The sequence below is a fragment of the Microbacterium sp. K2 genome (assembly GCF_051365005.1).
Classification (GTDB): domain Bacteria; phylum Actinomycetota; class Actinomycetes; order Actinomycetales; family Microbacteriaceae; genus Microbacterium; species Microbacterium foliorum_B.
This window is the reverse complement of the sequence record NZ_JBLWII010000001.1, coordinates 638,212-661,338: the sequence shown is the minus strand read 5'-3', so window position 1 is coordinate 661,338 and position 23,127 is coordinate 638,212. Positions and strand designations below refer to the sequence as shown.

The window sequence follows — 23,127 nt, the reverse complement described above, 5'->3', positions numbered from 1 at the left end:
CACCGGGACGACGCCGAGCACATCGTCGTACGATTTGAGACATGTGGTTGCGTCAGGCGTTCTTCCGGTGGCTGATTCCGGCCGCTTTCCTGCTGCCGCTCTGGCTGCTCGTGGGTTGGGGCGTCTTCCAGGGCGGGTGGGCGATTCTGTGGGTGCTGTTCATCGCCGTGCCCTCGGTCTTCATCGGTCAGCTGCTTCTCACGCTCCTGACCCGATCCCGTCCGTCGGTACGCGTCGAGCGGGCGGTCTCCTGGTGGGACGTCGCCGGTTTCACGCTCTGGCACGGGTTGACCATCGCGGTCGGCTGCTTCATCGACGGCGCCTTCGGCTGGCTGCTTGCGGCAGCAGTGGTGGTCGGCATCGGCCTGTTCTGGCTGCAGCTCTGGCAGTTGTGGAACGAGGCGAAGGGGAGCGGGGCGCGGATCCGCGAGACCATCGCGTGGTCCTCCGTGCCCGGCGTCGATGAGTCGGCGCCCGAGACCCGCGCGCACGAAGTCATCGTCGTCCGCGAGAAGGACTCTCGGGACTGACGACGCGGCGCACGGCGTTTTGGCCGTGTGCGGCATCCATGGCAGAATGAGTGTTTGTGCCGTGACCGGTTCTGCCTCAGGGGAGCCCACGGACGCTTCGGCTCCGTTCAGCACACACCTCTTCTTGTTCCTACTTACATCATGCAACCGACCTGAGGCGAGTGCAGAGAGAGACGATCATGCAGATCCTCGACGCCGTCGACGCAGCTTCACTGCGTTCAGACGTTCCCGTCTTCAACCCCGGTGACACGGTCAACGTGCACGTGAACATCACCGAGGGCACCCGCTCGCGTATCCAGGTCTTCAAGGGCGTCGTCATCGGCCGCCAGGGCGATGGCGTGCGCGAGACCTTCACCGTTCGCAAGATCAGCTTCCAGGTGGGCGTCGAGCGTACGTTCCCGGTGCACTCCCCGGTGATCGACCACATCGAGGTCGTCACCCGCGGTGACGTGCGTCGCGCGAAGCTCTACTACCTCCGCCAGCTGCGGGGCAAGAAGGCGAAGATCAAGGAGAAGCGCGACAACTGACGCGCAGGTTCTCCACAGCACCCCGGGACACGATGTCCCGGGGTGCTGTGTTCTCCCCGGGGTGTGCGACCCTTGATGATGCCGTCTCCGTGCGGTGCGAGACTGTGAAGGAACCCTCATGACGACTGACTCCGCCGCCGCGTCCACTCCACCGACGAAGCGGCGTCGTGGGTTCCTGGTCTTCCTGCGAGACGTCCTCGTCATCGTCGTGATCGCGGCGCTTGTCTCCTTCGTCGTCAAGACCTTCGTCGTCCGCTCCTTCTACATTCCGTCGGCCTCGATGGAACGCACCCTGATGGTCAAAGACCGCATCCTCGTCGATGAGTTGACGCCCCGGTGGAACGACTACGAACGCGGCGATGTCGTCGTCTTCAAGGATCCGGGCGGGTGGCTCGACGGACAGCCGCAGACTCCGGCGCAGCCGCCGCTCATCGAAGCGTTCGACTGGATGCTCAACGTCATCGGGATCTCGGCCACGGACTCTCAGGATCACCTCGTCAAACGGGTGATCGGATTGCCGGGCGACCACGTCGTCTGCTGCAACGCGCTCGGTCAGATCACGGTCAACGGCGCGCCCATCGACGAGCTCGGCTACCTGAACCTGCCGGACGGCGACACCGCTGCGTCGAACGAACCCTTCGACGTGGTCGTGCCGGAGGGGTCCCTCTGGCTGCTGGGAGACAACCGGGACCGTTCGAGGGACTCGCGGGCGCACCAGGATCTTCCGAGTGGCGGATTCGTGCCGATCGAGAACGTCGTCGGCAAGGCGTTCTTCACCACATGGCCCTTCGACCGTATGGGCACGATCGACGGCCACCACGACAGCTTCAACGGCGTCCCGGATCCGGAATGACCGTCGTCGCTCCGAAGCTCACTCTGGAGCGCAGGCTGCTGACCGAGTGCGATCTGATCATCTCCCTCGATGAGGTCGGCCGCGGTGCGCTTGCCGGTCCGGTGGCGGTCGGAGCTGCCGTGATGGACGCGGCAGGCGCGCGCCGCCGCGTTCCCGAAGGGCTTCGGGATTCGAAGCTGGTCACCGAGAGACGTCGACCTGACGTCGCCGCGAGGGCCGCGGCATGGGTGCAGGTATCGGGAGTCGGCTGGGCGAGTGCAGCCGAGGTCGACGCGGTGGGCATCATGCGGGCGCTCGGGCTCGCGGCGTCGCGCGCCGTGCAGAGCGTGGTGGACTCGGGAGTGGACCTCGACGGAGCACTCGTGCTGCTCGACGGCAATCACGACTACGTCTCGCCCGTGCATCCGGTTCCTCTGCGCGTTCGGCCGGTCGTCAAGGGCGACCGTGACTGCGCGTCGGTTTCAGCGGCATCTGTGATCGCGAAGGTCGCCCGTGACACGTACATGGCCGAGCTCCACGAAGGTCACCCCGCGTATCAATGGAACAGGAACAAGGGATATGCGAGTCTCGAGCATCGCGATGCGATCAGGAGCCTCGGGCTCTCCCCGCACCACCGATCATCCTGGGCGATCGCGGATGTCCCGACGCTGTTCTGAGTCTGCGTGCGGCATCGCGGTGTCGCCGACTCTAGGATGGAGGGATCATGGATGAGGAAGCCTTCGACGACTACGACCGCGAGCTCGAGCTCGCGCTGTTCCGCGAATATCGCGACGTCGTCGCACAGTTCCAGTATGTGGTCGAGACTGAACGGCGGTTCTACCTCGCCAATGAGGTGAATGTCGTACGCCGCGACACCGAGCACGACTTCTACTTCGAGATCTCGATGAGTGACGTCTGGGTGTGGGACATCTACCGTGCCGACCGCTTCGTGAAGGCCGTGCGGGTGCTGACGTTCAAGGACGTCAACGTCGAAGAACTCCAGCGCCGCGAGTTCGAACTGCCCCAGGAGCTGTCGCTCGACGGGGAGTGACCTCTTCTGCACGATTCGCGTTCCTGACCAGTTGTCCAGAGGGCCTGGAGGTTCGTCTCTTCCGGTGCGCTGAGCGGCGCGGTCGATCGACAGGCTGTCCTCATGGCAGCGAAAGACGAGCTCGGTAGATCCGGCGAAGAACAGGCGGTTCGGTACCTGACCGGTATCGGATATGAGGTGCTCGACCGCAACTGGCGCTGTGCGCAGGGCGAGATCGACATCGTCGCCTCCCGAGGCCGCCATCTGGCGGTCGTAGAGGTCAAGACGAGACGGACGATCGCTCACGGGCACCCCTTCGAAGCGGTGGACGCACGCAAGATCCGCCGGCTGTGGCAGCTGGCGCATGCGTGGGCCGCCGATCACCCCGACCTGTCCCATGGGCTCATGATCCGGATCGAGGCGATCGGGATCATCGGTGCGGATCCCGAGCACAGCACGCTCGAACACCTCGTGGACGTGTCGTGAAGACGGCCCGCACCTGGGCGGTCGCGCTCACCGGGGTCGACGGACACATGGTCGAGGTCGAAGCGGACATCTCGAATCAGACGCCCGACTTCAAGATCATCGGGCTGCCCGACAAGTCTCTCGGCGAAGCTGTCCAGCGGGTGCACAACGCGTGCAAGAACACCGCGCTCGATCTTCCGCGTCGTCGACTGACGGTGAACCTCTCACCCGCGAGCCTCCCCAAGCAGGGAGCGGGCTTCGACCTCAGCATCGCCGTCGCTGCGCTGGCAGCCGGGGGAGCGCTGTCCAGTCGGTCCGTCGCGCGCGTGGTGCATCTCGGTGAGCTCGGGCTCGATGGTCGACTCCGGCCCGTTCCCGGAGTGCTGCCATCGGTGTTCGCTGCCGCGCGCGCGGGGTTCGACACCGTGATCGTCCCCTGGGGGAATGAAGCGGAGGCGAGGCTCGTGCCAGGAATCGAGGTGCGTCCCGCGGCGAGCCTCTCGCAGGTGGCGGTGTGGCACGGCGCAGAGGTCGACGTGCTCGATGCAGATCCGGTCGCGGCCGCAGCGGTAGCTCGCGAGCGTCCCGAGGAGTTGGACCTCGCCGACGTCGTGGGGCAGGAGGACGCCGTGCGTGCACTGATCGTCGCCGCGGCGGGGGGACATCACATGCTGCTCAGCGGCCCGCCGGGGGCGGGAAAGACGATGCTCGCACGAAGGCTGCCTGGCATCCTTCCGAGTCTCACCGAAGACGAAGCGCTCGAGGTGGCGTCGATCCGCTCGCTGACGGGGGAGTCGGTGCAGGCTCTCGACGTGATGCCGCCGCTGGAGTCGCCGCACCACAGCGCATCCGTCGCCGCGCTCGTCGGAGGTGGAACGAGGTCTGTTCGCCCCGGGGCGATCTCTCGGGCGCATAGGGGCGTGCTCTTCCTCGACGAAGCGGCAGAGTTCTCGAGAGTGGCGCTCGACGCGCTGCGACAACCGCTCGAGTCGGGTGTGATCGAAGTGAGCCGATCGGGGATCACGGCTCGGTTTCCCGCGAAGTTCCAGCTCATCGTGGCGCTCAATCCCTGCCCGTGTGGCAACTACGGGGTTCGTGGCGCGGAGTGCGTGTGTCCGTCGTTGGCTATCCGGAGGTACTCGACGAGGCTCTCGGGTCCGCTGCGTGACCGCATAGATGTCGAGCTGCACGTCTCCCGGGTGTCCGCCTCTCAGGCGATGGTCGGAGACCGCACCGGGGTGACGAGCGAAAGCGCTCGCGCGCGGGTCATCGAGGCGCGGGAGCGAGCTGTCGCTCGATGGCGGGGAACCCCATGGCTTCGCAACAGCGAAGTGCCCGGTGCTCGGCTGAGACAGCTCGATCTGCGGATCCCGGCTGATGCGCGGGCGCCGCTGGACCGGGCTCTCGAGCGGGGAACGCTCACACTGCGCGGCTACGACAGGGTGCTGCGGCTGGCATGGACCATGGCCGATCTCGCCGGAGCCGACAGGCCGGGACGCGACGAAGTGGGCCAGGCGCTGTTTCTCAAGAGGGGATACGCATCATGATCGATTCGCTCACAGATGACGCCGGGGTCCGGGAGTCGCTCGAACAGGTCAGGTACTCCGGAGACGCGGGGGAGGCGCTCGCGCGGGTGTCGTGGTCGGTCCTCACCGAGCCGGGCGATGGCGTGGCCGGGGCGCTGATCGGAGAGCTCGGTGCTTCGGACGCGCTCCGGTTCGCATTGGGCACCGGAAATGCGGCGGACTCAGAAGTCAGCAGCCGGGCACTCGCCGACGGGCGGGCTCGGTGGAAGACCCGAGCCGATGCGCGCAGCGTGGTCGATGCGCTGCGCGGCGCCAGGGACGTCGGAGCCCGACTTCTGCTTCCGGGGGATGCGCACTGGCCGACTTCCCTCGACGACCTCGGGGTGCACGCGCCGACCGTGCTCTGGGTGCGCGGAGACCCGGAGCTGCTGAGCGCGGCACCTCGAGTCGCGATCGTCGGCGCCCGGGCGGCAAGCGGATACGGCGAGATGCTCGCGGGCGACTTCGCGGGCGAGCTGGCCGCGGGCGGCGCAGTCGTCGTGTCCGGGGGAGCGTATGGCATCGACGGCGCAGGTCACCGCGCGGCACTCGGAGTCGGCGGAAAGACGATCGCCTTCCTCGCGGGCGGGGTCGATCGAGCGTACCCCCAGGGCCATCAGCAGCTTCTTCGGCGAATCGTCGAGACCGGCGCCGTGGTGAGCGAGGTCCCCTGCGGCACCGCGCCGACGAAGTGGCGATTCCTGTCGCGCAACAGACTCATCGCCGCGGTGAGCGACGCGACGGTGGTCGTGGAGGCAGGATGGCGAAGCGGATCGTTGAACACTGCCGGTCACGCAGCTGCACTGGGTCGCCCGCTCGGCGCGGTGCCCGGGCCGGTGACATCCGCATCGTCGGCCGGCTGTCATCGGCTCCTGCGCGAGTACGACGCGCGGTGCGTCACAACGACTGCCGAGATACGCGAGCTCTGGGGCGACGGGCCGCCAGGTACGTCACCCGGTCGAGGGGCGGATCCCGACCGGGCTCGTGTACTCGATGCCATGAGCAGTCGCAATGCGCGAGCCGCTGTCGAGCTGTCTCGACGGTCGGGACTCGCACCTGAGCGAGTCACTGCGTTGCTCGGGCTGCTCGAGCTCGAGGGTGCGGTCCGACGAGTAGATGGGGGATGGCAGAGGGCGCGGGTTGGCGAGCGGCGCGGCTGACGCCTCGGCGATCGGGGTTCCTGCACACTTGATCCATGGAGTTCGCGGCGGCCGCACATGCCTTCACCGACCACCTTGCTCGGGTGCGTCGGCTCTCTCCCGCCACCGTGCGCGCCTACAGATCAGACCTCCGGGATCTCGCGGAGACCGTCGATGAACTCGAGGTCGACCAGGTCACCCTGGAGACCCTCCGAGACTGGCTCTGGCGGGCGACTCAGCGCGGGGACGCGCGGTCGACGCTCGCGCGGCGAGCGGCGGCGGCACGTTCTTTCTTCAGCTGGGCGCATGAGCAGCAACTCGTCGATCACGATCCGAGCCTGCGCCTGGTCGCTCCCAAGCGGGGGCGGACCCTCCCCACCATCGCCTCTCAGGACGCGATGACGACCCTGCTCGATGCGCAACGCCGAGCCGCAAGCGCCGGTGATCCGATAGTGCTCCGAGACCACGCGATTCTCGAACTGCTGTACGGTGCCGGCATCCGGGTCTCCGAGCTGTGCGGCCTCGATGTCGACGACCTCGATCTCGATCGAGGTACTGCGCGGGTGATGGGAAAGGGGGCGAAGGAGAGAGTGGTGCCTTTTGGGGTTCCTGCTCGCGAGGCCGCCGGCTCGTACCTGTCTCGTGGGCGACCCTCTCTCGCCGCCCGCGCAGCGCTGTCGTCTCCCGCTCTGTTCCTCGGCAGTCGTGGTGCGCGGATCGGACCGCGCACGGTGTACTCACTCGTCGCCGAGGTGCTCGCGCCCTTCGTCGGCGAAGAGACTGTCGGCCCGCATGCGCTCAGGCACACGGCAGCGACTCATCTCCTGGACGGCGGAGCAGACCTGCGCGCTGTCCAGGAGATCCTGGGTCATGCCAGCCTCGGCACGACCCAGATCTACACTCACGTCTCCGCTGAGCGTCTCACTGCGACGTACCGTCTCGCCCATCCGCGCGCGTGAGGCGCTGACGGACGCGCGTCACGGCGCGTCGCAGCAGGGGCGCAGCACCGCTCGAGGCACTGGTCCGAAGAGCAGCATCGGGTTGATGTACGCACCATCCAGCCGGACTCCCAGATGCAGTGCGCCGAGCATCGCGTGACCGCCAGCCGCGACCGTGCCGATCTCATCGCCGGCCGAGACAAGGTCGCCGGGGGCGAGTGTGGAGGACACGGGCTCGAACGTCGACACATAGCCGTCGGGATGCGCGATCGTGATCAGGGGTCTGTCGACGACGGTCCCTCGGAACGCGATCTCCCCATCGGCCGGTGCTCGGACGATCACCCCCTGCGCGCTCGCGAGGTCGATGCCTCGATGGCCGGCGCCGAACGCGTGTGCCGGAGCGCGATACGGTGACGCGATCGTGCGGGGCGCGTCGATCGGCCATCTCCAGACTGGGTGCGCCCCGCCGTCCGACGATGACGCTCCCGCGCTCGTCGGGGTGGGCGGTGCGAGAGCGATGACGATCAGTAGGAGGACGACGATCGTCGTGCGTGTGCGGGTGCTCATGAGGCAATGTTCCTTCGCATGTGCGAATGGCTGCGCGTTGCACTGACGCCTGCGCGGGGCGTGTGCAGAATGCCCGAGACGGGCGCGATGTGCAGGGTGAGTGAGGCCCGCGCATCCTGTATGCTGGGGGAGCACCTCGATCTCGGGGTGACTACGCGTGCCCATAGCGACTCAGTCGTGGCATCCACTCCCACAGGTCCTGTTTCCACTCAGGCGGGAGTGCGCCGGGCACCAGGAAGTTCGATCATCCGATCGACTTGGCAACCTCAACGGCGCAGATCCGCGCCAGAACAAGGAGACGACCATGGCTGTGGTCACCATCCGCCAGCTGCTCGACAGCGGCGTGCACTTCGGACACCAGACTCGTCGGTGGAACCCGAAGGTCAAGCGCTTCATTCTCACCGAGCGCAGCGGCATCCACATCATCGACCTGCAGCAGTCGCTCGGGTACATCGACAAGGCCTACGACTTCGTCAAGGAGACCGTCGCGCACGGCGGCACGATCCTCTTCGTCGGTACCAAGAAGCAGGCGCAGGAGATCCTCGCCGAGCAGGCGACCCGCGTGGGCCAGCCCTACGTCAACCAGCGTTGGCTCGGTGGACTCCTCACGAACTTCCAGACGATCGCGAAGCGTCTCGCCCGCATGAAGGAGCTCGAGGAACTCGACTACGAGAACCCGTCCGCTTCGGGCTTCACGAAGAAGGAGCTCCTTCTCAAGAAGCGCGAGCTCGACAAGCTGCACAAGTCGCTCGGTGGTATCCGCAACCTCACCAAGACGCCGTCCGCCCTCTGGGTCGTCGACGCCAAGCGTGAGCACCTCGCCATCGACGAGGCGAAGAAGCTCGGCATCCCGGTGATCGGCATCCTCGACACCAACGCCGACCCCGACGACTTCCAGTACCCGATCCCCGGCAACGACGACGCGATCCGCTCCGTCTCGCTGCTCACCCGCATCATCGCGGACGCCGCGGCAGAGGGCCTTCAGCAGAAGCACAACCCTGAGACGGGCGACGCTGAGCCGCTCGCCGACTGGGAGAAGGAGCTTCTCGAGACCCCCGCTGACGCCGCTTCCGAGGCTCCGGCCGAGGATGCAACCGCCGCTGAGGCTCCGGCCGCCGACGCCGCTGCTGAGGCTCCGGCTGAGGCAGACGAGGCTCCCGCAGCAGAGGCCACCGAGGCCCCCGCTGAGGCAGACGCCAAGTAATTCCGCGACCACCACACACATCACGAAGCAAGGAGCCACCACACATGGCCAACTTCACCATCGCCGATCTCAAGGCGCTCCGTGAGCAGCTCGGCACGGGAATGGTCGACACCAAGAAGGCGCTCGAGGAGGCTGACGGCAACGTCGAGAAGGCCACCGAGATCCTGCGTCTCAAGGGTGCCAAGGGCAACGCGAAGCGCGCTGACCGCTCGACCAGCGAGGGCCTCGTCGTCGCTCGCGAGCAGGACGGCGCAGTGACGCTGATCGAGCTCGCCTGCGAGACGGACTTCGTCGCGAAGAACGAGCGTTTCATCGCGCTGGCCGACAAGGTCGCCGACGCTGTCGCAGCCGTCAAGGCCGATTCGGTCGAAGCTGCTCTCGCCGCCCAGGCGGGCGACAAGAGCGTCGAGCAGGTCATCTCGGAAGAGGCCGCGATCATCGGCGAGAAGGTCGAGCTGCGCCGCGTGCGCACGATCTCCGGCGACAAGGTCGAGGTCTACCTGCACCGCACGAGCAAGGATCTGCCTCCGCAGATCGGTGTCGTCGTCGCCTACACGGGTGATGACGCCGAGACCGCTCGCAGCATCGCGCAGCACATCTCGTTCGCCAACCCGTCGTACCTCTCCCGCGAGGACGTTCCGTCCGACGCTGTGGAGAAGGAGCGCCAGATCGTGACCGAGATCTCTCGCAACGAGGGCAAGCCGGAGGCGGCGCTGCCCAAGATCGTCGAGGGCCGCGTCTCCGCGTTTATCAAGCAGGTCGCCCTGCTCGAGCAGGACTACGCGAAGGACAGCAAGCAGTCCGTCGCCCAGGTGGCGAAGGACGCCGGTATCACCGTGACGGACTTCGCGCGCTTCAAGGTCGGCGCGTAACACCGTCGAAGGGGTTCGGATCAACGCGATCCGAACCCCTTCTTCATGCCCAGAAGGCACTATCTTGAATCGGGACGAGAGGATCACCCCCATGACTGAACGCACAGGACGCCGTCGCGTCCTTCTGAAGCTCTCCGGTGAGGCGTTCGGCGCCGGCCAGCTCGGCGTCAACCCTGACATCGTCAGTCAGATCGCGCGCGACATCGCCGCCGCGGTCGACCGGGTCGAGGTCGCCATCGTCGTCGGCGGTGGCAACTTCTTCCGCGGAGCGGAGCTCAGCCAGCGCGGGATGGACCGTGGGCGAGCCGACTACATGGGAATGCTCGGCACGGTGATGAACGCTCTTGCTCTACAGGACTTCCTCGAGCAGGCGGGTGCGCCCACGCGTGTGCAGTCGGCCATTTCGATGACCCAGGTCGCGGAGCCGTACATCCCGCTCCGCGCCGAGCGGCACATGGAGAAGGGTCGTGTCGTCATCTTCGGCGCAGGCGCCGGCCTGCCGTACTTCTCCACCGACACTGTGGCCGCGCAGCGTGCCCTCGAGATCGGCGCGCAGGAAGTCCTCGTCGCCAAGAATGGCGTCGACGCGATCTACACCGCCGACCCCAACAAGCACGCCGATGCGGAGCGCATCGAGCGCGTCACGTATCGCGACGCCCTCCAACGCGGACTCAAGGTGGTCGATTCCACGGCATTCAGTCTCTGCATGGACAACAACATGGACATGCGCGTGTTCGGTATGGAACCTGCCGGCAACGTCACGCGTGCGCTTCTGGGAGAGCCGATCGGCACTCTCGTCACCGCCTGAGCGCCTGACGGTGCTCACGGGCCACGCCCGATAGAATTTCAGAACACCCCGACGATAGGAGTCACCGTGATCGCGGATGTCCTCGCTGAAACCACCTCCCGTATGGCACGAGCGGTCGAGGCCGCCAAGGAGGACTTCTCCACGGTGCGCACCGGTCGCGCCAACCCGCAGCTGTTCCAGAAGGTGCTCGTCGACTATTACGGCACGCCCACTCCGCTCGCTCAACTCGCCTCGCTGGCGAACCAGGAGGCGCGTACGCTCATCATCACGCCCTACGACAAGACGGCGCTGAAGGGAATCGAGCAGGCGATTCGTGACATGCCGAACCTCGGCGCCAATCCCACGAACGACGGCAACCTCGTTCGCGTGACCATGCCGGAGCTCACGGCTGAACGTCGCAAGGAGTACGTCAAGCTCGTCAAGACCAAGGCCGAGGACGCCAAGGTGCACGTGCGCGGGATCCGTCGCAAGGCGAAGGACGAACTCGACGGCCTCAAGAACGAGCTCGGCGAAGACGAGATCGCTCGTGGCGAGAAGGAACTCGACGCCCTCACGCGCCAGCACGTCGACCTCATCGACGACGCACTCAAGCGCAAAGAGGCTGAGCTCCTCGAGGTATAGGCGGCATGTCCGACGAACCCACGGATGACGGCGCCGACAAGCCGCAGACGCGCCGCGAGGCGCGCGACTCGTCGACCTCGACCGGCGACGTCCCGCAGATCGACGGTGGCTTCGCGGCGTTCGACGCGACGAGCATCCCGCCCCGTCCTCCGCTGCCTGTCGACGACCGGACGATGACGGAGTCCCCTCTCGACACGGCTGAGCACAACGCGATCAGAGAGCAGTGGCGGGCGAAGCGTGACGAGTTCGGCACGCATGTCACGCATGCTCGCGGTCAGCTCGACCAGGCGAACGAGCGCATCAAGGAGCGCACAGGGCGCGATCTGATCCTCGCGACCCTGATCGGGCTCGCGTTCGGCGCCGTGCTGCTCGCTTCGCTGTTGTTCATCAAGGTCCTCTTCGTGCCGTTCGCGTTGGCTGCCGCACTGCTCGGCGTCTACGAGCTCTCGTTGGCGTTGCGCGCATCGGGTCGTCGGATAGACGTGATCCCGCAGTTCATCGCGGCGACTCTGCTCGTGCTGTCCGCGTTCTTCCTCGACCTGTGGTTCGTCTGGGTCATGCTGTTCTTCGCCGTCGCTTTCGTGATCGTCTGGCGACTGGTCGCCCAGATGATCGCCAAGGACGGCAGGACCTACGGTGATGTGCTCACGGACGCCGTCATCGGCGGGTTCGTCCAGATCTACGTGCCGTTCCTCGCGGCCGTCGCACTGATCCTGCTCAAGCAGGAGGGCGGCCAATGGTGGGTGCTGAGCTTCATCGCGATCGCCGTCGTGGCCGATACCGGCGCGTACGCCGCCGGGCTGGCATTCGGGCGGCACCCCATGGCGCCGAAGATCAGTCCCAAGAAGACCTGGGAGGGATTCGGCGGAGCCGTGGTGGGATCGATCACGGCCGGCGTGCTCCTCGCGATCTTCCTGCTCGAGCTGCCGTGGTGGACCGGTGTCATCTTCGGCGTCGCGATCCTCCTGTCCGCGACCCTGGGTGATCTCGGCGAGTCCATGCTCAAGCGTGATCTCGGGATCAAGGACATGAGCTCCTGGCTCCCCGGGCACGGGGGACTCCTCGACCGACTCGACAGCATCCTGCCGTCGACGGTGCCCGCGCTGTGCCTGTATTTCCTCTTCTCCTCCTGGGTGGTGCTGTGATGGTCTCCGACGACGTACAGACAGCGGATGCTGCGGTGCAGCCTCCGCCCGCATTCTCGTTGACCACAGGACGGGTGCGCGGATATCACCGAGCGGCCGTTGACACCTTCCTCGCGGCCGCCAGAGCCGCCTTCGAAGGAGACTCTGACGACCTCACCGCAGCCGACGTCCGTGTGGCATCCTTCCCGCTCGTCAAGAACGGCTATGTCGTGGCTGAGGTCGATGCGGCGCTCGGACGAGTCGAGGATGCGATGGCGGCTCGCGCGCGCGACCGAGTCGTCCGTTCCCAGGGCGCGGGGGCGTGGGTCGAGCAGGCCCGTGATGAGGCACAGGTGATCCTCGACCACCTCGCGCGTCCGAAGCGACAGCGTTTCGCACGCACGGGTGTCCTCACGTTCGGCTACCGGATCGATGAGGTCGATCATGTGGGCACCCGCATCGCGCGCTATCTGCGTGACGGCGAGCCCCTGACGGCTGAGCAGCTGCGCTCCGCGGCGTTCCGCATGCAGCGCGGGGGGTATCGAGAAGAGCAGGTCGACGCGTTGCTCGATGCGACGGTCGACGTGATCCTGGCTGTTCGCTGAGCGTTCCGATGGCCGACTCGCGCCTCACCGGGTAGACTGCCACTCATCGTGAACTCCCGAAACGCCATGACACCTCATCGAAACGACGTCACGCCTGTGCCCGCATCGGCGACTCGTTCGGCGCGCAATGGCAGTCGCCGACGGGGCGTCGCGGGATTCTTCAGCGGCCTCGCAGTCGTCGGCTTCGCTGCAGCCATGGTGGCGCCGACCGGCGTCGCGCTCGCCCAGCAGCCTGAAGCGGTCGGCCCGGAGTCGGCGTACTCGGCGGCGCTCAGCGAGACGCAGAATCTCACTGTCACGGCGGAAGGCGCCGCGATCGCACCCGTTCAGCGTGGCACCTTCTCGGTCTATGTGACCCCCAAGCCGACGCCGACACCGACACCGACGACTGCCTCTTCCGGCTCCTCAGGATCATCGAACCCCGGCCCCAGTGGTCCTCTCTTCTACACCGGCGGGGGAGCCCCTGCCGAGTGGATGGCGGCAGCAGGCATCCCGGAATCCGATTGGGGCTACGTCGACTACATCGTCTCTCGCGAGAGCGGGTGGAACCCGAACGCGACGAACAAGTCCTCTGGTGCGTGCGGCCTCGTCCAGGCACTGCCCTGCAGCAAGGTTCCCGGCAACGGCTACGATCCGGTAGACAACCTGCGCTGGGCTTCGGGATACGCCACAGGCCGGTACGGCAGCTGGGCCGGCGCTCACGCGTTCTGGACGAACAACCACTGGTGGTGAGCCGGCGTCATGGCCCGCTCTCGCAGACGCCGTCCGGCGCGCCCTGACCCCGACGACTCGCTGGATCGCCTCCTGGCTTCATGGAAGCGCACGGAGGTGCGTCGGGGCTCGGAGTGGACGGTGCAGCCGGTGTCTGCCGCGCAGGCTCTGAAGGAGTACATCTGCCCTGGATGCGGGCGCAGCGTCGTGCCGGGAACCGCGCACCTCGTGGTCTGGCGTGCAGACGGGGTGCTCGGTGATGCTGCGGATCTCGCCGCCCGAAGGCACTGGCACACACACTGTTGGAGGATTGCATGAGCATGGAGATCCGTGGCCCGATCGAGCTGCCGGCGCGGCGTGAGGACATCGTCCTGGAGACCGCTGACGAGTTGACGCTCGTCGGTGAGCTGTCCATGCCGGAGTCTTCCGCACCGGTGGCCACACTGGTCACGCTGCACCCGCTTCCCACGGCGGGTGGGTTCATGGACTCGCACATCATCCGCAAGGCCGCCGCACGGCTGCCTGCACTGGCCGACCTCGCAGTGCTGCGGTTCAACACCAGAGGCACCACGTCGCCGCGCGGCACCAGCGATGGGGCGTTCGACGGAGGCGCCGCAGAGCAGTTCGACGTCGCAGCGGCGATGGAGTTCGTGCGCGAGCGAGGTCTTCCGCGCCCGTGGCTCCTCGGCTGGTCGTTCGGCACCGAGCTCGCGCTCAAGTACGGGCGGGAGCACGACATCGAGGGCATCATCCTCCTTTCTCCTCCGCTCCACCGTGCGACCGATGCCGAGGTCGCGGCGTGGGCGGACTCTGACGTCGAAGTGGTCGTGCTCGTCCCCGAGCTCGACGACTACCTTCGCCCTGACGAAGCACGCGAGCGCTTCGCTGCGATCCCTCATGCGAAGCTGATCGCCGTCGAGGGCGGCAAGCACCTGTGGGTGGGGGAGAGCCAGACGCGTCGCGTCCTCGCCGAGATCGTCGCTGCGGTGAATCCGTCCGCGTTGCCTCTGCCGACCGAATGGCACGCTGTCTAGAGCTCGTTCATCCGGGGGATCAGCACCTGTCTGTAGAGGATCAGGATGCTGGCGGCCACGGGGATCGCGATCAGCGCACCGAGCAGGCCCAGCAGGCTGCCGCCTGCCAGTGCGGCGACGACGACGACCGCGCCTGGTACCGACACGGCGCGACTCATGATCCTCGGGGAGATGATGTACGCCTCGATCTGCATGTAGATGAGGTAGTAGATGGCCGCAGCGATCGCTGTCGCCGGCGAGCCGAGTCCGGGGATCAGGCACACGAGGACGATGATCGTCGACCCCGTGAGAGTGCCGACGAGTGGAATCAAGGAGAAGAAGAAGGCAACGACGGCGAGGACGGCGGGGAACGGTGCGTCGATGATCGTGAGGAAGATCATGCTCAGGATGCCGTTGATGGCGCCCTGGGTGACCTGCCCCATGACGTAGTAGCCCACCGAGTCGGTGATCTGCTCGGCGAGGTCGATGAAGCGCTCGCGCTTCGACGCAGGGGCCAGCTGGTAGACGGCACGCTTGAGTGACGGCGTGGATGCGGTGAGGTAGATCGTGAGGATCAGGATGATGAACGCGCCGAACAGCCCGCTCACGACGGCACCGCCCGCCGCGAGTACGCTCTGGCCGATCGACCCGCCGATCTGGGCGAGGTTCGTCTCGAGCCAGTTGGTGACGTAGGCGAAGACGTCATCGACCCTGAGGTTGGGGAAGGTGTCGACCATCCACTGGCGCAGGTCGGCGAGGAAAGTGCCTCGCTGGACGATGGCAGTGATCTCGGCGATGAGTTGCGAGATCTGGTCGACGAGCACCGGGATGACGATCAGGATGATGCCCGCGAAGACGCCGAGAACCGCGAGGATCGTGATGAGTACGGCGAGCCAGCGGGGGAGTCGCCTGCGTTCGAGGAACGAGACGAGCGGGTCGAGGCCCAGGCTGAGGAAGAGCGCCGTTCCCACGTAGAGCAGAACCGTCGAGAGGCTCTCCACGCTGCCGATCAGCAGGATGCCCAACCCCACGCCGAGCGTCGCGACGAGAGCGGTACGGAACGGGTTGTGGATCTTCATCGCTGCTCCTCGGAATGCCGGACTCTGCAAGCGTATCCACCGCACCGCGACTGTCCGCGACGACGTGCCGCACGCGACCCTGGCGTGCCCCTCGTGGGCAACACACAGCTGATTTCGCTAGTCTGAAATGTCGAGTGTTGCGACTCGGGCGTGTGTCCGGGCCGTGTGAGGAGACTATTCGTGCGTTTCGTATGGGCCGTCGTGGCCTTTGTGCTGGCTGCGGGACTGATCGCTGCGGGCATCGCGCAGCGAACCATCTTCATGGGTCCGTCGACCCAGGAGGTCTCGGTCGCCGTAGAAGAACCTGCCCCTTACGTGCTGCTGGACGGCGACGTCCTGCGCGAGCACCCTGGGTCTCAGACCCTGCTCGTGCGGGGTGAGGGTGACATCTTCGCGGCATACGGTCGGACGGCCGATATGCAAGCGTGGCTGGCCGACGCCTCGTACAACCACGTGACCGCGGGGAACGACGGCGAGCTCGAGTCGGAGCTGATTCCTGCCGGAGCCATCACCGACGGCGACGGCGCCACAGCGACCCCGGCACCTGCGGAGAGCCCTGCCCCGGCGGAGACCCCGGTTCCGTCCGAGACCCCGGCCGAGGACGGTGCGGCCCCAGAGGCAGGCCGCAATCCGGCCGGTTCCGATCTCTGGCTGGATTCCTTCACCGAGACCGACGCCCTCATCGTCGACAAGATGCAGCTCCCCGAAGGGGTCAGCCTGATCATCGCGTACGACGGCACCGCAGACGCTCCTGACGACATCACGATCTCATGGCCTCTCGACACGTCGACACCGCTCGCGGGTCCGCTCATGGCGGCAGGCGCAGCGATGCTCCTCGCCGGGCTGGTCCTCTACGTCCTCGCCATCCGGCACCAGCGCCGCGGGCGTGGGCCCCGGCGAAAGGGTCCCGGCCCCCTCCCGGCGACCGAGCCGATCGATGTGGCTCAGCTGCCGCCATCCGAGCGCGCAGCCATCGAGACCTCGCCCGCCGACGCGACCGCCGACTCGGACTCGTCCGGTGCGCCCGCCAACGCTGCCGGAGCGGGCCAGGAAGACTCGGATGACGCAGCCGGTGCGGACGCACCCGAACGCGATCGGAAGACGGAGAGGCGTGCGACGACCACGGGCCGTCGACGCCTGCTCGCATTGCCTGCGCTGGCTGTGACGGCGCTGCTCGCGAGCGGTTGCTCGCCCGATTCCTGGCCGCAGTTCGGCGAGGGGACGCCGTCGCCGTCGCCCAGCGCGACGGTGATCGCCCCGGACAACCAGAAGCCCCCCGCCGTCACCGAGTCGCAGGCGAGGCGAATCCTGCAGGAGGTGTCGACGACGCTCGCAGACGCAGACGCGGCGATGGACATCGCTCTCGCCGGGACTCGTCTCGATGGTCCCGCGCTGACGGCTCGCACGACCGAGTACGCGCTTCGGACCGCTGTCCCGGAGACCCCGGTGCCTGCCGTCATCCCGACCGACGATGTCGAGGTCGTGCTGCCCGAAGCCACCGACCGCTGGCCGCGGACGGTACTGCTGCTCTCGAAGAGTGCCGGCGACGACACCGTTCCGCCGGTGATCCTCACCATGACTCAGCAGGATCCATGGTCGAACTACAAGGTGACGACCATGGCCGAGATGTCGGCGGATGCCGTCTTCCCCGAGGTGGCCGCGCCGTGGCTGGGCACCTCGCTCGTGCCGGACGATTCCGCGTTCCTCAGCCTCCCGCCGAGTGAACTCGCTGAGACGTTCGCAGACATCGTCGACACGGGAGAGACCAGCGCGTCATACGGGCTCTTCGATGAGATCTCACAGAATCTCGCCCAGTCGATTCGCGACAGTCGCCAGGCCGTCGTGCAGAACCTCGCGGACAACGGTGCCGCCGAGACCTCGCAGACCGCGTTCGACATCATTCCCGCGGATTCCGCCCCGGTATCGATGGCCACGCTCGACAGCGGGGCGATCGTGGCTGTCTCGCTCGTCGACACGGAGTCGGTGACGCCGACGTCGGCGGACGCCGTGATCCGCTTCGGCGACAACGCGCAGGCCAAAGCCCTGACGGGTGTGACCGAATCCGCCAAGGGCGTGACGACCAAGTACGAATTCCAGTTGTTCTTCTCCGTTCCCGCGCAGGGCTCGACGGAGCAGATCCGACTCCTGGCTGTCCGACAGGACCTTCTCTCCGTCGAGGTGATCAAGTGACCGATATCTCTCCCGCCGCGCTCCGAGGAGCCGTCGACCTCTCCTCTCTGCGAAACCGCCCGACAGCACCGGCTGCGGCAGCGCAGAGCCCCGCTGGCGCGGCCGGGGCCGTTAACATCGTGGTCGATGCGACCGACGAGTCGTTCGGCCAGATCCTCGAGCTCTCGCGCACAGTGCCGGTGGTCGTCGATCTCTGGGCGGAGTGGTGCGGCCCGTGCAAGCAGCTGAGCCCGATCATCGAGAAGGTGGCGCGCGAACTGGGCGGAAAGGTCCTCCTCGCCAAGGTCGATGTCGACGCGAACCCGCAGCTTGCCCAGGGCTTCCGCGCGCAGTCGATCCCGATGGTCGTCGCGCTCATCGCCGGTCAGCCGGTCCCGATGTTCACGGGGGCGGTTCCTGAGCAGCAGGTCAGGGACGTCTTCGCGCAGCTGCTCCAGCTCGCGGCCCAGAACGGTGTGACGGGCACATTGAACGTCGGCGAGGCGCCCGAGGGCCAGGCAGCCCCGGAGGAACCGCCGATGCCGCCGCTGCACGCCGAGGCCTTCGCTGCCATCGAGACGGGGGACTACGCCGCCGCGATCGTGGCGTATGAGAAGGCTCTCGCAGAGAATCCTCGCGACGAGGACGCTATCGCCGGTCTCGGGCAGGTTCGACTTCTCGACCGCGTCCAGAAGCTCGACCTGCAGGATGCACGGGCTGCCGCTGCGGCTGCGCCCCGAGATGTCCGGGCGCAGTTCGATGTCGCCGATCTCGACCTCGCCGGCGGCCACGTCGATGATGCGTTCGGAAGGCTGCTCGACCTGTTCGCTCAGCTGCCGTCGGACGAGCGGACGCCGGTTCGTGAGCGTCTGATCGAGCTGTTCGGCCTGATCGGTGCCGCGGATCCTCGCGTCATCGCCGCCCGTAACAGGCTCTCCTCGCTGCTCTTCTGACCCGGTGCCACGGCTGACCAGTCCTGAGGGGCGGTCAGCCGTAGCCGGTCAGTCGCGACTGATCAGCCGTGGCTGATCGTGGGCACGTGAGGCTCGCTCTCGTGACGCAACCAGATGGTGGACAGCGCGGGGATCGTGACAGTCGCCACAGCGGGTCCGCCCTCCTCTGAGTGCGCGACGACCATGCCGAGGTTGCCCGATCCGCGACCGCCGTACTCTGCGGCATCCGTGTTGAGGATCTCCTGCCATACACCTGCGACAGGCAGAGCCAGGCGGTGTCCGCTGCGCTCGACGCCGGCGAAGTTGCTGATCACGACGACACGGCCGCCATGTGCATCACGGCGCTCGAACGCGATCACATTCGGGTCCCAGCTGGGAGCACCGAGACGCGCGAACGACGAGCCGTCGTTGTCTCGCTCCCAGAGAGGCGCCTGGGCGCGATAAGTACGATTCAGCTGCCCTACGAAACTCTGCAGCTGCGCATGCGACGGCTGCTCCAGCAGCCACCAGTCGAGCTCGCGGGATTCGGACCACTCCGCCAACTGCCCGAACTCCTGGCCCATGAAGAGCAGCTTCTTGCCAGGGTGACCCCACATGTACGCGAGGTACGCGCGAACGTTCGCGAGCTTGTGCCAGTGGTCGCCGGGCATCTTCGCGAGCAGGCTGCCCTTGCCGTGCACGACCTCGTCGTGGCTGATCGGGAGCAGATAGTTCTCTCCGAACGCGTACACGAAGGAGAACGTCATCTCACCTTCGTGGTGCGAGCGGTACATCGGGTCGCGTTCGATGTACTGGAGGGAGTCGTTCATCCAGCCCATGTTCCACTTGAACCCGAACCCGAGTCCGGCGTGGTCGGTCGGTGCAGTGACGCCGGGGAAGCTCGTCGACTCCTCCGCGATCATCAGCACGCCGGGGTGCAGGCGATAGGCGGTCGCGTTGACCTCCTGCAGGAACCGGATGGCCTCGAGGTTCTCTCTGCCCCCGTGGATGTTCGGCTCCCACTCGCCTTCGTTGCGCGAATAGTCGAGGTACAGCATCGAGGCCACCGCGTCGACCCGAAGGCCGTCTACATGGAACTCGCTCAGCCAGAAGAGGGCGTTGGCGACCAGGAAGCCGCGCACCTCGGGGCGGCCGTAGTCGAAGATGAGGGTTCCCCAGTCCTGGTGCTCACCGCGCCGAGGGTCGGGGTGCTCGTACAACGGCTGTCCGTCGAACTTCGCGAGGGCGAAGGCGTCCTTGGGGAAGTGCCCGGGCACCCAGTCCATGATCACGCCGATCCCCGCCTGATGAAGGCGATCGATCAGGTAGCGCAGATCATCGGGGCTGCCGAATCGACTCGTCGCCGCGTAGTATCCGCTGACCTGATAGCCCCAGGAGCCACCGAAGGGGTGCTCTGCGAGCGGCATGAACTCGACGTGCGTGAAACCGGCTTCGGTGACATGGGCGATGAGCGGCTCTGCCGCCTCGCGGTAGCTCAGGCCTCCGCGCCAGGAGCCGAGGTGCACCTCGTAGACGGAAAGCGGCTGGGCGACCGCGTGGGTCGCTGCTCGGCGGGTCATCCACGCACCGTCCGACCAGGCGTAGGTCGACTGCGTGATGACCGATGCTGTCTCGGGCGGGACCTGCGCGGCCTGAGCCATCGGGTCGGCCTTGAAGATCCACGAGCCTTCACGAGTGCGGATCTCGTACTTGTAGGTCGTTCCGATCGCGAGGTCGGGGATGAACAGCTCCCAGATGCCGCTCACGCCCATCGAGCGCATCGCGTGCGACTCGCCGTTCCATCCGTTGTGGTCGCCGACGACACGAACGGCTGTGGCGTTGGGAGCCCAGACCGCGAACGCGACACCGGTCTCGCCGTCGGCGACACGAGCGTGCGCGCCCAGCACATGCCACAGGCGTTCATGACGTCCCTCTGCGATCAGGTGCAGATCGACGTCGCCGAGGGTGGGCAGGTGGCGGTAGGGGTCGCCGCTGATCGTCTCGTCGTCGTCGCCGTAGGCGGTGGCGATCCGATACGGAACCGGAGGTCCGTCGTGCTGCGCCTCCCAGATGCCGTGCGCGACGTGCTCGAGGGCGAGTCGACTCCCGTCTTCGAAGACGGCCTCGACCGATGAGGCGAGCGGACGGCGGGCACGGATCACCGTGACGGTGCGGTCGCTCGCGTCCGTGAACGGATGCGAGCCGAGCACGGCGTGCGGGTCGTGGTGCTCACCGGACGCCACTGCGGCCCAGTCCGACGACGTTGCCGCATCTTCGACGTAGCTCATGCTCGTCTCCTCACCTTCAGTATGTGCACCGGCTCGGCGAAGGCGTCGAGGCGCACGTAGTTGTGGTCGGCCCAGGTCCAGACGGCGCCGGTCAGCAGATCCTCCACCTCGAACTGCTCGCCCTGGGGCACGCCCCAGATCGTCGTGTCGAGATGGACGGTGGTCTCGCGGACGGAGTGCGGATCGACGTTGGCGATCACGAGGATCGTGTCGGACTGGCCGGTGCCGGTGAAGGCTGCGTCGAGATGCTTGCTGTAGACGAGCACGGAGTCGTCATCGCTCCAGTGCACGGAGAGGTTGCGGAGTTGACGGAGAGCCGGGTGCGCGGTGCGGATCTCGTTCAGCCGGCGCAGCAGAGGGGCCAGCGAGTCGCCTGCAGCCTCTGCGCCCTCCCAGTCACGGAATTTGAACTCGTACTTCTCGTTGTCGATGTTCTCCTCGGAACCGGGGCGCGCGACATTCTCGAAGAGTTCGTAGCCCGCGTACACGCCGTACACGGGAGCAGCGGTGGCCGCGATGCATGCGCGGATCCGGTATGCCGCGCGTCCGCCGAACTGCAGATACTCGGTGAGGATGTCATGCGTGTTCACGAAGAGGTTCGGGCGCATGTAGTCGCTGGTCTCGTGTGAGACGCTCGTCAGGAACTCCTCGAGCTCCGCCTTGGTGTTGCGCCAGGTGAAGTAGCTGTAGCTCTGCTGGAAACCGACGGCCGCCAGCGCGCGCATCACAGCAGGGCGCGTGAAAGCCTCCGCGAGGAAGATCACGTCGGGATCCTGAGCATTCACGGTGGCGATGAGCCATTCCCAGAACTGCAGCGGCTTCGTGTGCGGGTTGTCGACCCGGAAGATCTTCACGCCCTCGCGCACCCAGTGCTGCACGATTCGCAGCATCTCCTGGTAGATCCCGGCGGGGTCGTTGTCGAAGTTCAGGGGGTAGATGTCCTGGTATTTCTTAGGGGGGTTCTCCGCGTAGGCGATGGTGCCGTCGGGAAGGGTCGTGAACCACTCCGGGTGCTCATCGACCCAGGGGTGATCCGGAGACGCTTGCAGAGCGAGATCGAGAGCGACCTCCAGTCCGTGGCTCTTCGCGGCTCGCACGAAGGCGCGGAAGTCGGCTGGTTTGCCGAGCTCGGGGTGAATCGCGTCGTGACCGCCGTCGGCGGAGCCGATGGCATACGGCGAACCCGGGTCCCCTGGTTCGGTCGTCAGCGTGTTGTTCCGGCCCTTGCGGTTCGTCGTTCCGATCGGATGGATGGGCACCAGATAGATGACGTCGAATCCCATGGCGGCGACAGCAGGAAGGCGCTTGGCGGCCGTCCTGAACGTGCCGCTCTTCATCGTGCCGTCCTTGAGGCGCTTCGCGCCCTCGGATCGCGGGAAGAACTCGTACCAGGCCCCGACGCCTGCCGCAGTCCGCTCGACGAGCAGCGTGCGCGCCGCCGAGGTCGATCGCAGTGTCATGAGGGGCCGGTCACGGAAGAAACCGGTGAGCTCTGCATCGGTCGCGGCAGCGGTGGTGAGCGCCGCATCGCCGCCGGCGAGCGCCGCGGCGATGTCGGCGAGACGTCTGCGCTGAGCTGCAGGGCGGTCCTTCTCGGCCGCTGCGCGCGTGAGCAGCTCGGCTCCGAGCGCCGCCATCACCGGCACGTCCACGCCGGCGGCGACCTTCACCTCGGCGGCGTGAGCCCAGGTCGCGAAGTCGTCGGAGAACGCCTCGAAGCGAAAGGTCCACAGACCCTGCAGGTCGATCGCGACCTCGGCACCCCAGCGGTCGCTTCCATCCAGGAACGGGGTCAGGCGGTGCAGGGTCTCGTCGCCCTCAGGTGAGATCAACCGGAGCTGCACGCCGATCAGGTCGTGCCCTTCGCGGAAGGCGACCACGCTGAACGGAACCACCTCGCCGACGAAGGCCTTGGGTGCGAAACCGCCCGGCACGGCCGGTGTACCACCGACCAGTGGAATGCGGGTCGCGACGAGCCCGTCGCCGTCCGAGACGGCACCCAGCGGGCGCGACGGGATCTGTGCGGGGCTTCGGAGAGCCTTCGGACTGGTGCTGCTCATACGTGCGGCCACCCCCCGAATGTACCGCTCCCGAAGGCGAGCGGGTAG

Annotated in this window: 24 protein-coding genes; 20 read left to right on the top strand and 4 right to left on the bottom strand. The window is 66.8% G+C overall.

Features of this window, described 5'->3' with window-relative positions; all coding sequences use genetic code 11:
- Positions 1-41 precede the first annotated feature (41 nt).
- The 9 genes from ACLKOY_RS03390 (at position 42) to ACLKOY_RS03350 (ending at position 7,047) form a co-directional block, all read left to right on the top strand.
- Positions 42-530, top strand: a complete 489-nt coding sequence (locus tag ACLKOY_RS03390; protein WP_363570638.1) for an MFS transporter permease — start codon at positions 42-44, stop codon at positions 528-530.
- Positions 531-709: 179 nt separating this feature from the next.
- Complete coding sequence (gene rplS, locus ACLKOY_RS03385; protein WP_042542128.1) at positions 710-1,057, top strand: 50S ribosomal protein L19; 348 nt, start codon at positions 710-712, stop codon at positions 1,055-1,057.
- Positions 1,058-1,175: 118 nt separating this feature from the next.
- Positions 1,176-1,910, top strand: coding sequence for a signal peptidase I (gene lepB / locus ACLKOY_RS03380; RefSeq protein ID WP_042541665.1), 735 nt, complete (start codon positions 1,176-1,178; stop codon positions 1,908-1,910).
- Positions 1,907-2,566 carry a ribonuclease HII gene (locus tag ACLKOY_RS03375; RefSeq protein ID WP_436452423.1) on the top strand — a complete coding sequence of 220 codons (660 nt, stop codon included), beginning with the start codon at positions 1,907-1,909 and terminating at the stop codon, positions 2,564-2,566. The genes lepB and ACLKOY_RS03375 overlap by 4 nt, the downstream gene beginning before the upstream one ends.
- A gap of 47 nt (positions 2,567-2,613) precedes the next feature.
- The gene (locus ACLKOY_RS03370; RefSeq protein ID WP_042541663.1) at positions 2,614-2,940 is read left to right on the top strand and encodes a DUF2469 family protein; all 327 of its coding nucleotides are present in this window, start codon (positions 2,614-2,616) and stop codon (positions 2,938-2,940) included.
- 102 nt (positions 2,941-3,042) lie between these two features.
- Entirely contained in the window at positions 3,043-3,405 is a 363-nt protein-coding gene (locus ACLKOY_RS03365; protein ID WP_140036961.1) for a YraN family protein, read from the top strand.
- Positions 3,402-4,931, top strand: coding sequence for a YifB family Mg chelatase-like AAA ATPase (locus tag ACLKOY_RS03360; protein ID WP_436452422.1), 1,530 nt, complete (start codon positions 3,402-3,404; stop codon positions 4,929-4,931). The genes ACLKOY_RS03365 and ACLKOY_RS03360 overlap by 4 nt, the downstream gene beginning before the upstream one ends.
- Complete coding sequence (dprA, locus tag ACLKOY_RS03355) at positions 4,928-6,109, top strand: DNA-processing protein DprA (protein ID WP_436452421.1); 1,182 nt, start codon at positions 4,928-4,930, stop codon at positions 6,107-6,109. The genes ACLKOY_RS03360 and dprA overlap by 4 nt, the downstream gene beginning before the upstream one ends.
- A 35-nt stretch (positions 6,110-6,144) precedes the next feature.
- Positions 6,145-7,047: a tyrosine recombinase XerC gene (locus ACLKOY_RS03350; protein WP_436452420.1), complete on the top strand. Its 903-nt coding sequence runs from the start codon at positions 6,145-6,147 to the stop codon at positions 7,045-7,047.
- 18 nt (positions 7,048-7,065) lie between these two features.
- Here the strand turns inward: ACLKOY_RS03350 and ACLKOY_RS03345 are convergent, their stop codons facing one another.
- Positions 7,066-7,593, bottom strand: coding sequence for a M23 family metallopeptidase (locus tag ACLKOY_RS03345; RefSeq protein WP_436452419.1), 528 nt, complete (start codon positions 7,591-7,593; stop codon positions 7,066-7,068).
- Between the two features lie 304 nt (positions 7,594-7,897).
- Here ACLKOY_RS03345 and rpsB point away from each other — a divergent pair, with 304 nt between their 5' ends.
- From rpsB to ACLKOY_RS03300, 9 genes are all read left to right on the top strand, one after another.
- The gene (rpsB, locus tag ACLKOY_RS03340; RefSeq protein ID WP_436452418.1) at positions 7,898-8,797 is read left to right on the top strand and encodes a 30S ribosomal protein S2; all 900 of its coding nucleotides are present in this window, start codon (positions 7,898-7,900) and stop codon (positions 8,795-8,797) included.
- A 44-nt stretch (positions 8,798-8,841) separates the two neighbouring features.
- The gene (tsf, locus tag ACLKOY_RS03335; protein WP_363570625.1) at positions 8,842-9,669 is read left to right on the top strand and encodes a translation elongation factor Ts; all 828 of its coding nucleotides are present in this window, start codon (positions 8,842-8,844) and stop codon (positions 9,667-9,669) included.
- A 91-nt stretch (positions 9,670-9,760) separates the two neighbouring features.
- Positions 9,761-10,477, top strand: coding sequence for a UMP kinase (gene pyrH, locus ACLKOY_RS03330; RefSeq protein WP_042536766.1), 717 nt, complete (start codon positions 9,761-9,763; stop codon positions 10,475-10,477).
- A 66-nt stretch (positions 10,478-10,543) separates the two neighbouring features.
- Positions 10,544-11,098: a ribosome recycling factor gene (frr, locus tag ACLKOY_RS03325; RefSeq protein ID WP_140036968.1), complete on the top strand. Its 555-nt coding sequence runs from the start codon at positions 10,544-10,546 to the stop codon at positions 11,096-11,098.
- 5 nt (positions 11,099-11,103) lie between these two features.
- The gene (locus ACLKOY_RS03320; RefSeq protein ID WP_181164362.1) at positions 11,104-12,243 is read left to right on the top strand and encodes a phosphatidate cytidylyltransferase; all 1,140 of its coding nucleotides are present in this window, start codon (positions 11,104-11,106) and stop codon (positions 12,241-12,243) included.
- Positions 12,243-12,827, top strand: a complete 585-nt coding sequence (locus tag ACLKOY_RS03315; RefSeq protein ID WP_140036969.1) for a DivIVA domain-containing protein — start codon at positions 12,243-12,245, stop codon at positions 12,825-12,827. Before ACLKOY_RS03320 ends, ACLKOY_RS03315 begins: the two co-directional genes overlap by 1 nt.
- Before the next feature lie 66 nt (positions 12,828-12,893).
- Positions 12,894-13,559, top strand: coding sequence for a transglycosylase SLT domain-containing protein (locus ACLKOY_RS03310; protein ID WP_436452417.1), 666 nt, complete (start codon positions 12,894-12,896; stop codon positions 13,557-13,559).
- Between the two features lie 9 nt (positions 13,560-13,568).
- Positions 13,569-13,856: a hypothetical protein gene (locus ACLKOY_RS03305; RefSeq protein ID WP_436452416.1), complete on the top strand. Its 288-nt coding sequence runs from the start codon at positions 13,569-13,571 to the stop codon at positions 13,854-13,856.
- Positions 13,857-13,858: 2 nt separating this feature from the next.
- Positions 13,859-14,572, top strand: a complete 714-nt coding sequence (locus ACLKOY_RS03300) for an alpha/beta hydrolase (protein WP_436454086.1) — start codon at positions 13,859-13,861, stop codon at positions 14,570-14,572.
- On the opposite strand, the gene ACLKOY_RS03295 is transcribed toward ACLKOY_RS03300, so the two are convergent.
- Positions 14,569-15,630, bottom strand: a complete 1,062-nt coding sequence (locus ACLKOY_RS03295) for an AI-2E family transporter (protein WP_436452415.1) — start codon at positions 15,628-15,630, stop codon at positions 14,569-14,571. The genes ACLKOY_RS03300 and ACLKOY_RS03295 overlap by 4 nt on opposite strands.
- 180 nt (positions 15,631-15,810) lie before the next feature.
- Here ACLKOY_RS03295 and ACLKOY_RS03290 point away from each other — a divergent pair, with 180 nt between their 5' ends.
- Positions 15,811-17,820, top strand: coding sequence for a glycosyl transferase (locus ACLKOY_RS03290; RefSeq protein ID WP_436452414.1), 2,010 nt, complete (start codon positions 15,811-15,813; stop codon positions 17,818-17,820).
- Entirely contained in the window at positions 17,817-18,752 is a 936-nt protein-coding gene (locus tag ACLKOY_RS03285) for a tetratricopeptide repeat protein (RefSeq protein ID WP_436452413.1), read from the top strand. Before ACLKOY_RS03290 ends, ACLKOY_RS03285 begins: the two co-directional genes overlap by 4 nt.
- A gap of 62 nt (positions 18,753-18,814) precedes the next feature.
- On the opposite strand, the gene glgB is transcribed toward ACLKOY_RS03285, so the two are convergent.
- Together glgB and ACLKOY_RS03275 are read right to left on the bottom strand one after the other, a co-directional pair.
- Positions 18,815-21,019 carry a 1,4-alpha-glucan branching protein GlgB gene (glgB, locus tag ACLKOY_RS03280; protein ID WP_436452412.1) on the bottom strand — a complete coding sequence of 735 codons (2,205 nt, stop codon included), beginning with the start codon at positions 21,017-21,019 and terminating at the stop codon, positions 18,815-18,817.
- Positions 21,016-23,079: a maltotransferase domain-containing protein gene (locus ACLKOY_RS03275; RefSeq protein WP_436454085.1), complete on the bottom strand. Its 2,064-nt coding sequence runs from the start codon at positions 23,077-23,079 to the stop codon at positions 21,016-21,018. Before ACLKOY_RS03275 ends, glgB begins: the two co-directional genes overlap by 4 nt.
- Positions 23,080-23,127: the final 48 nt, after the last annotated feature.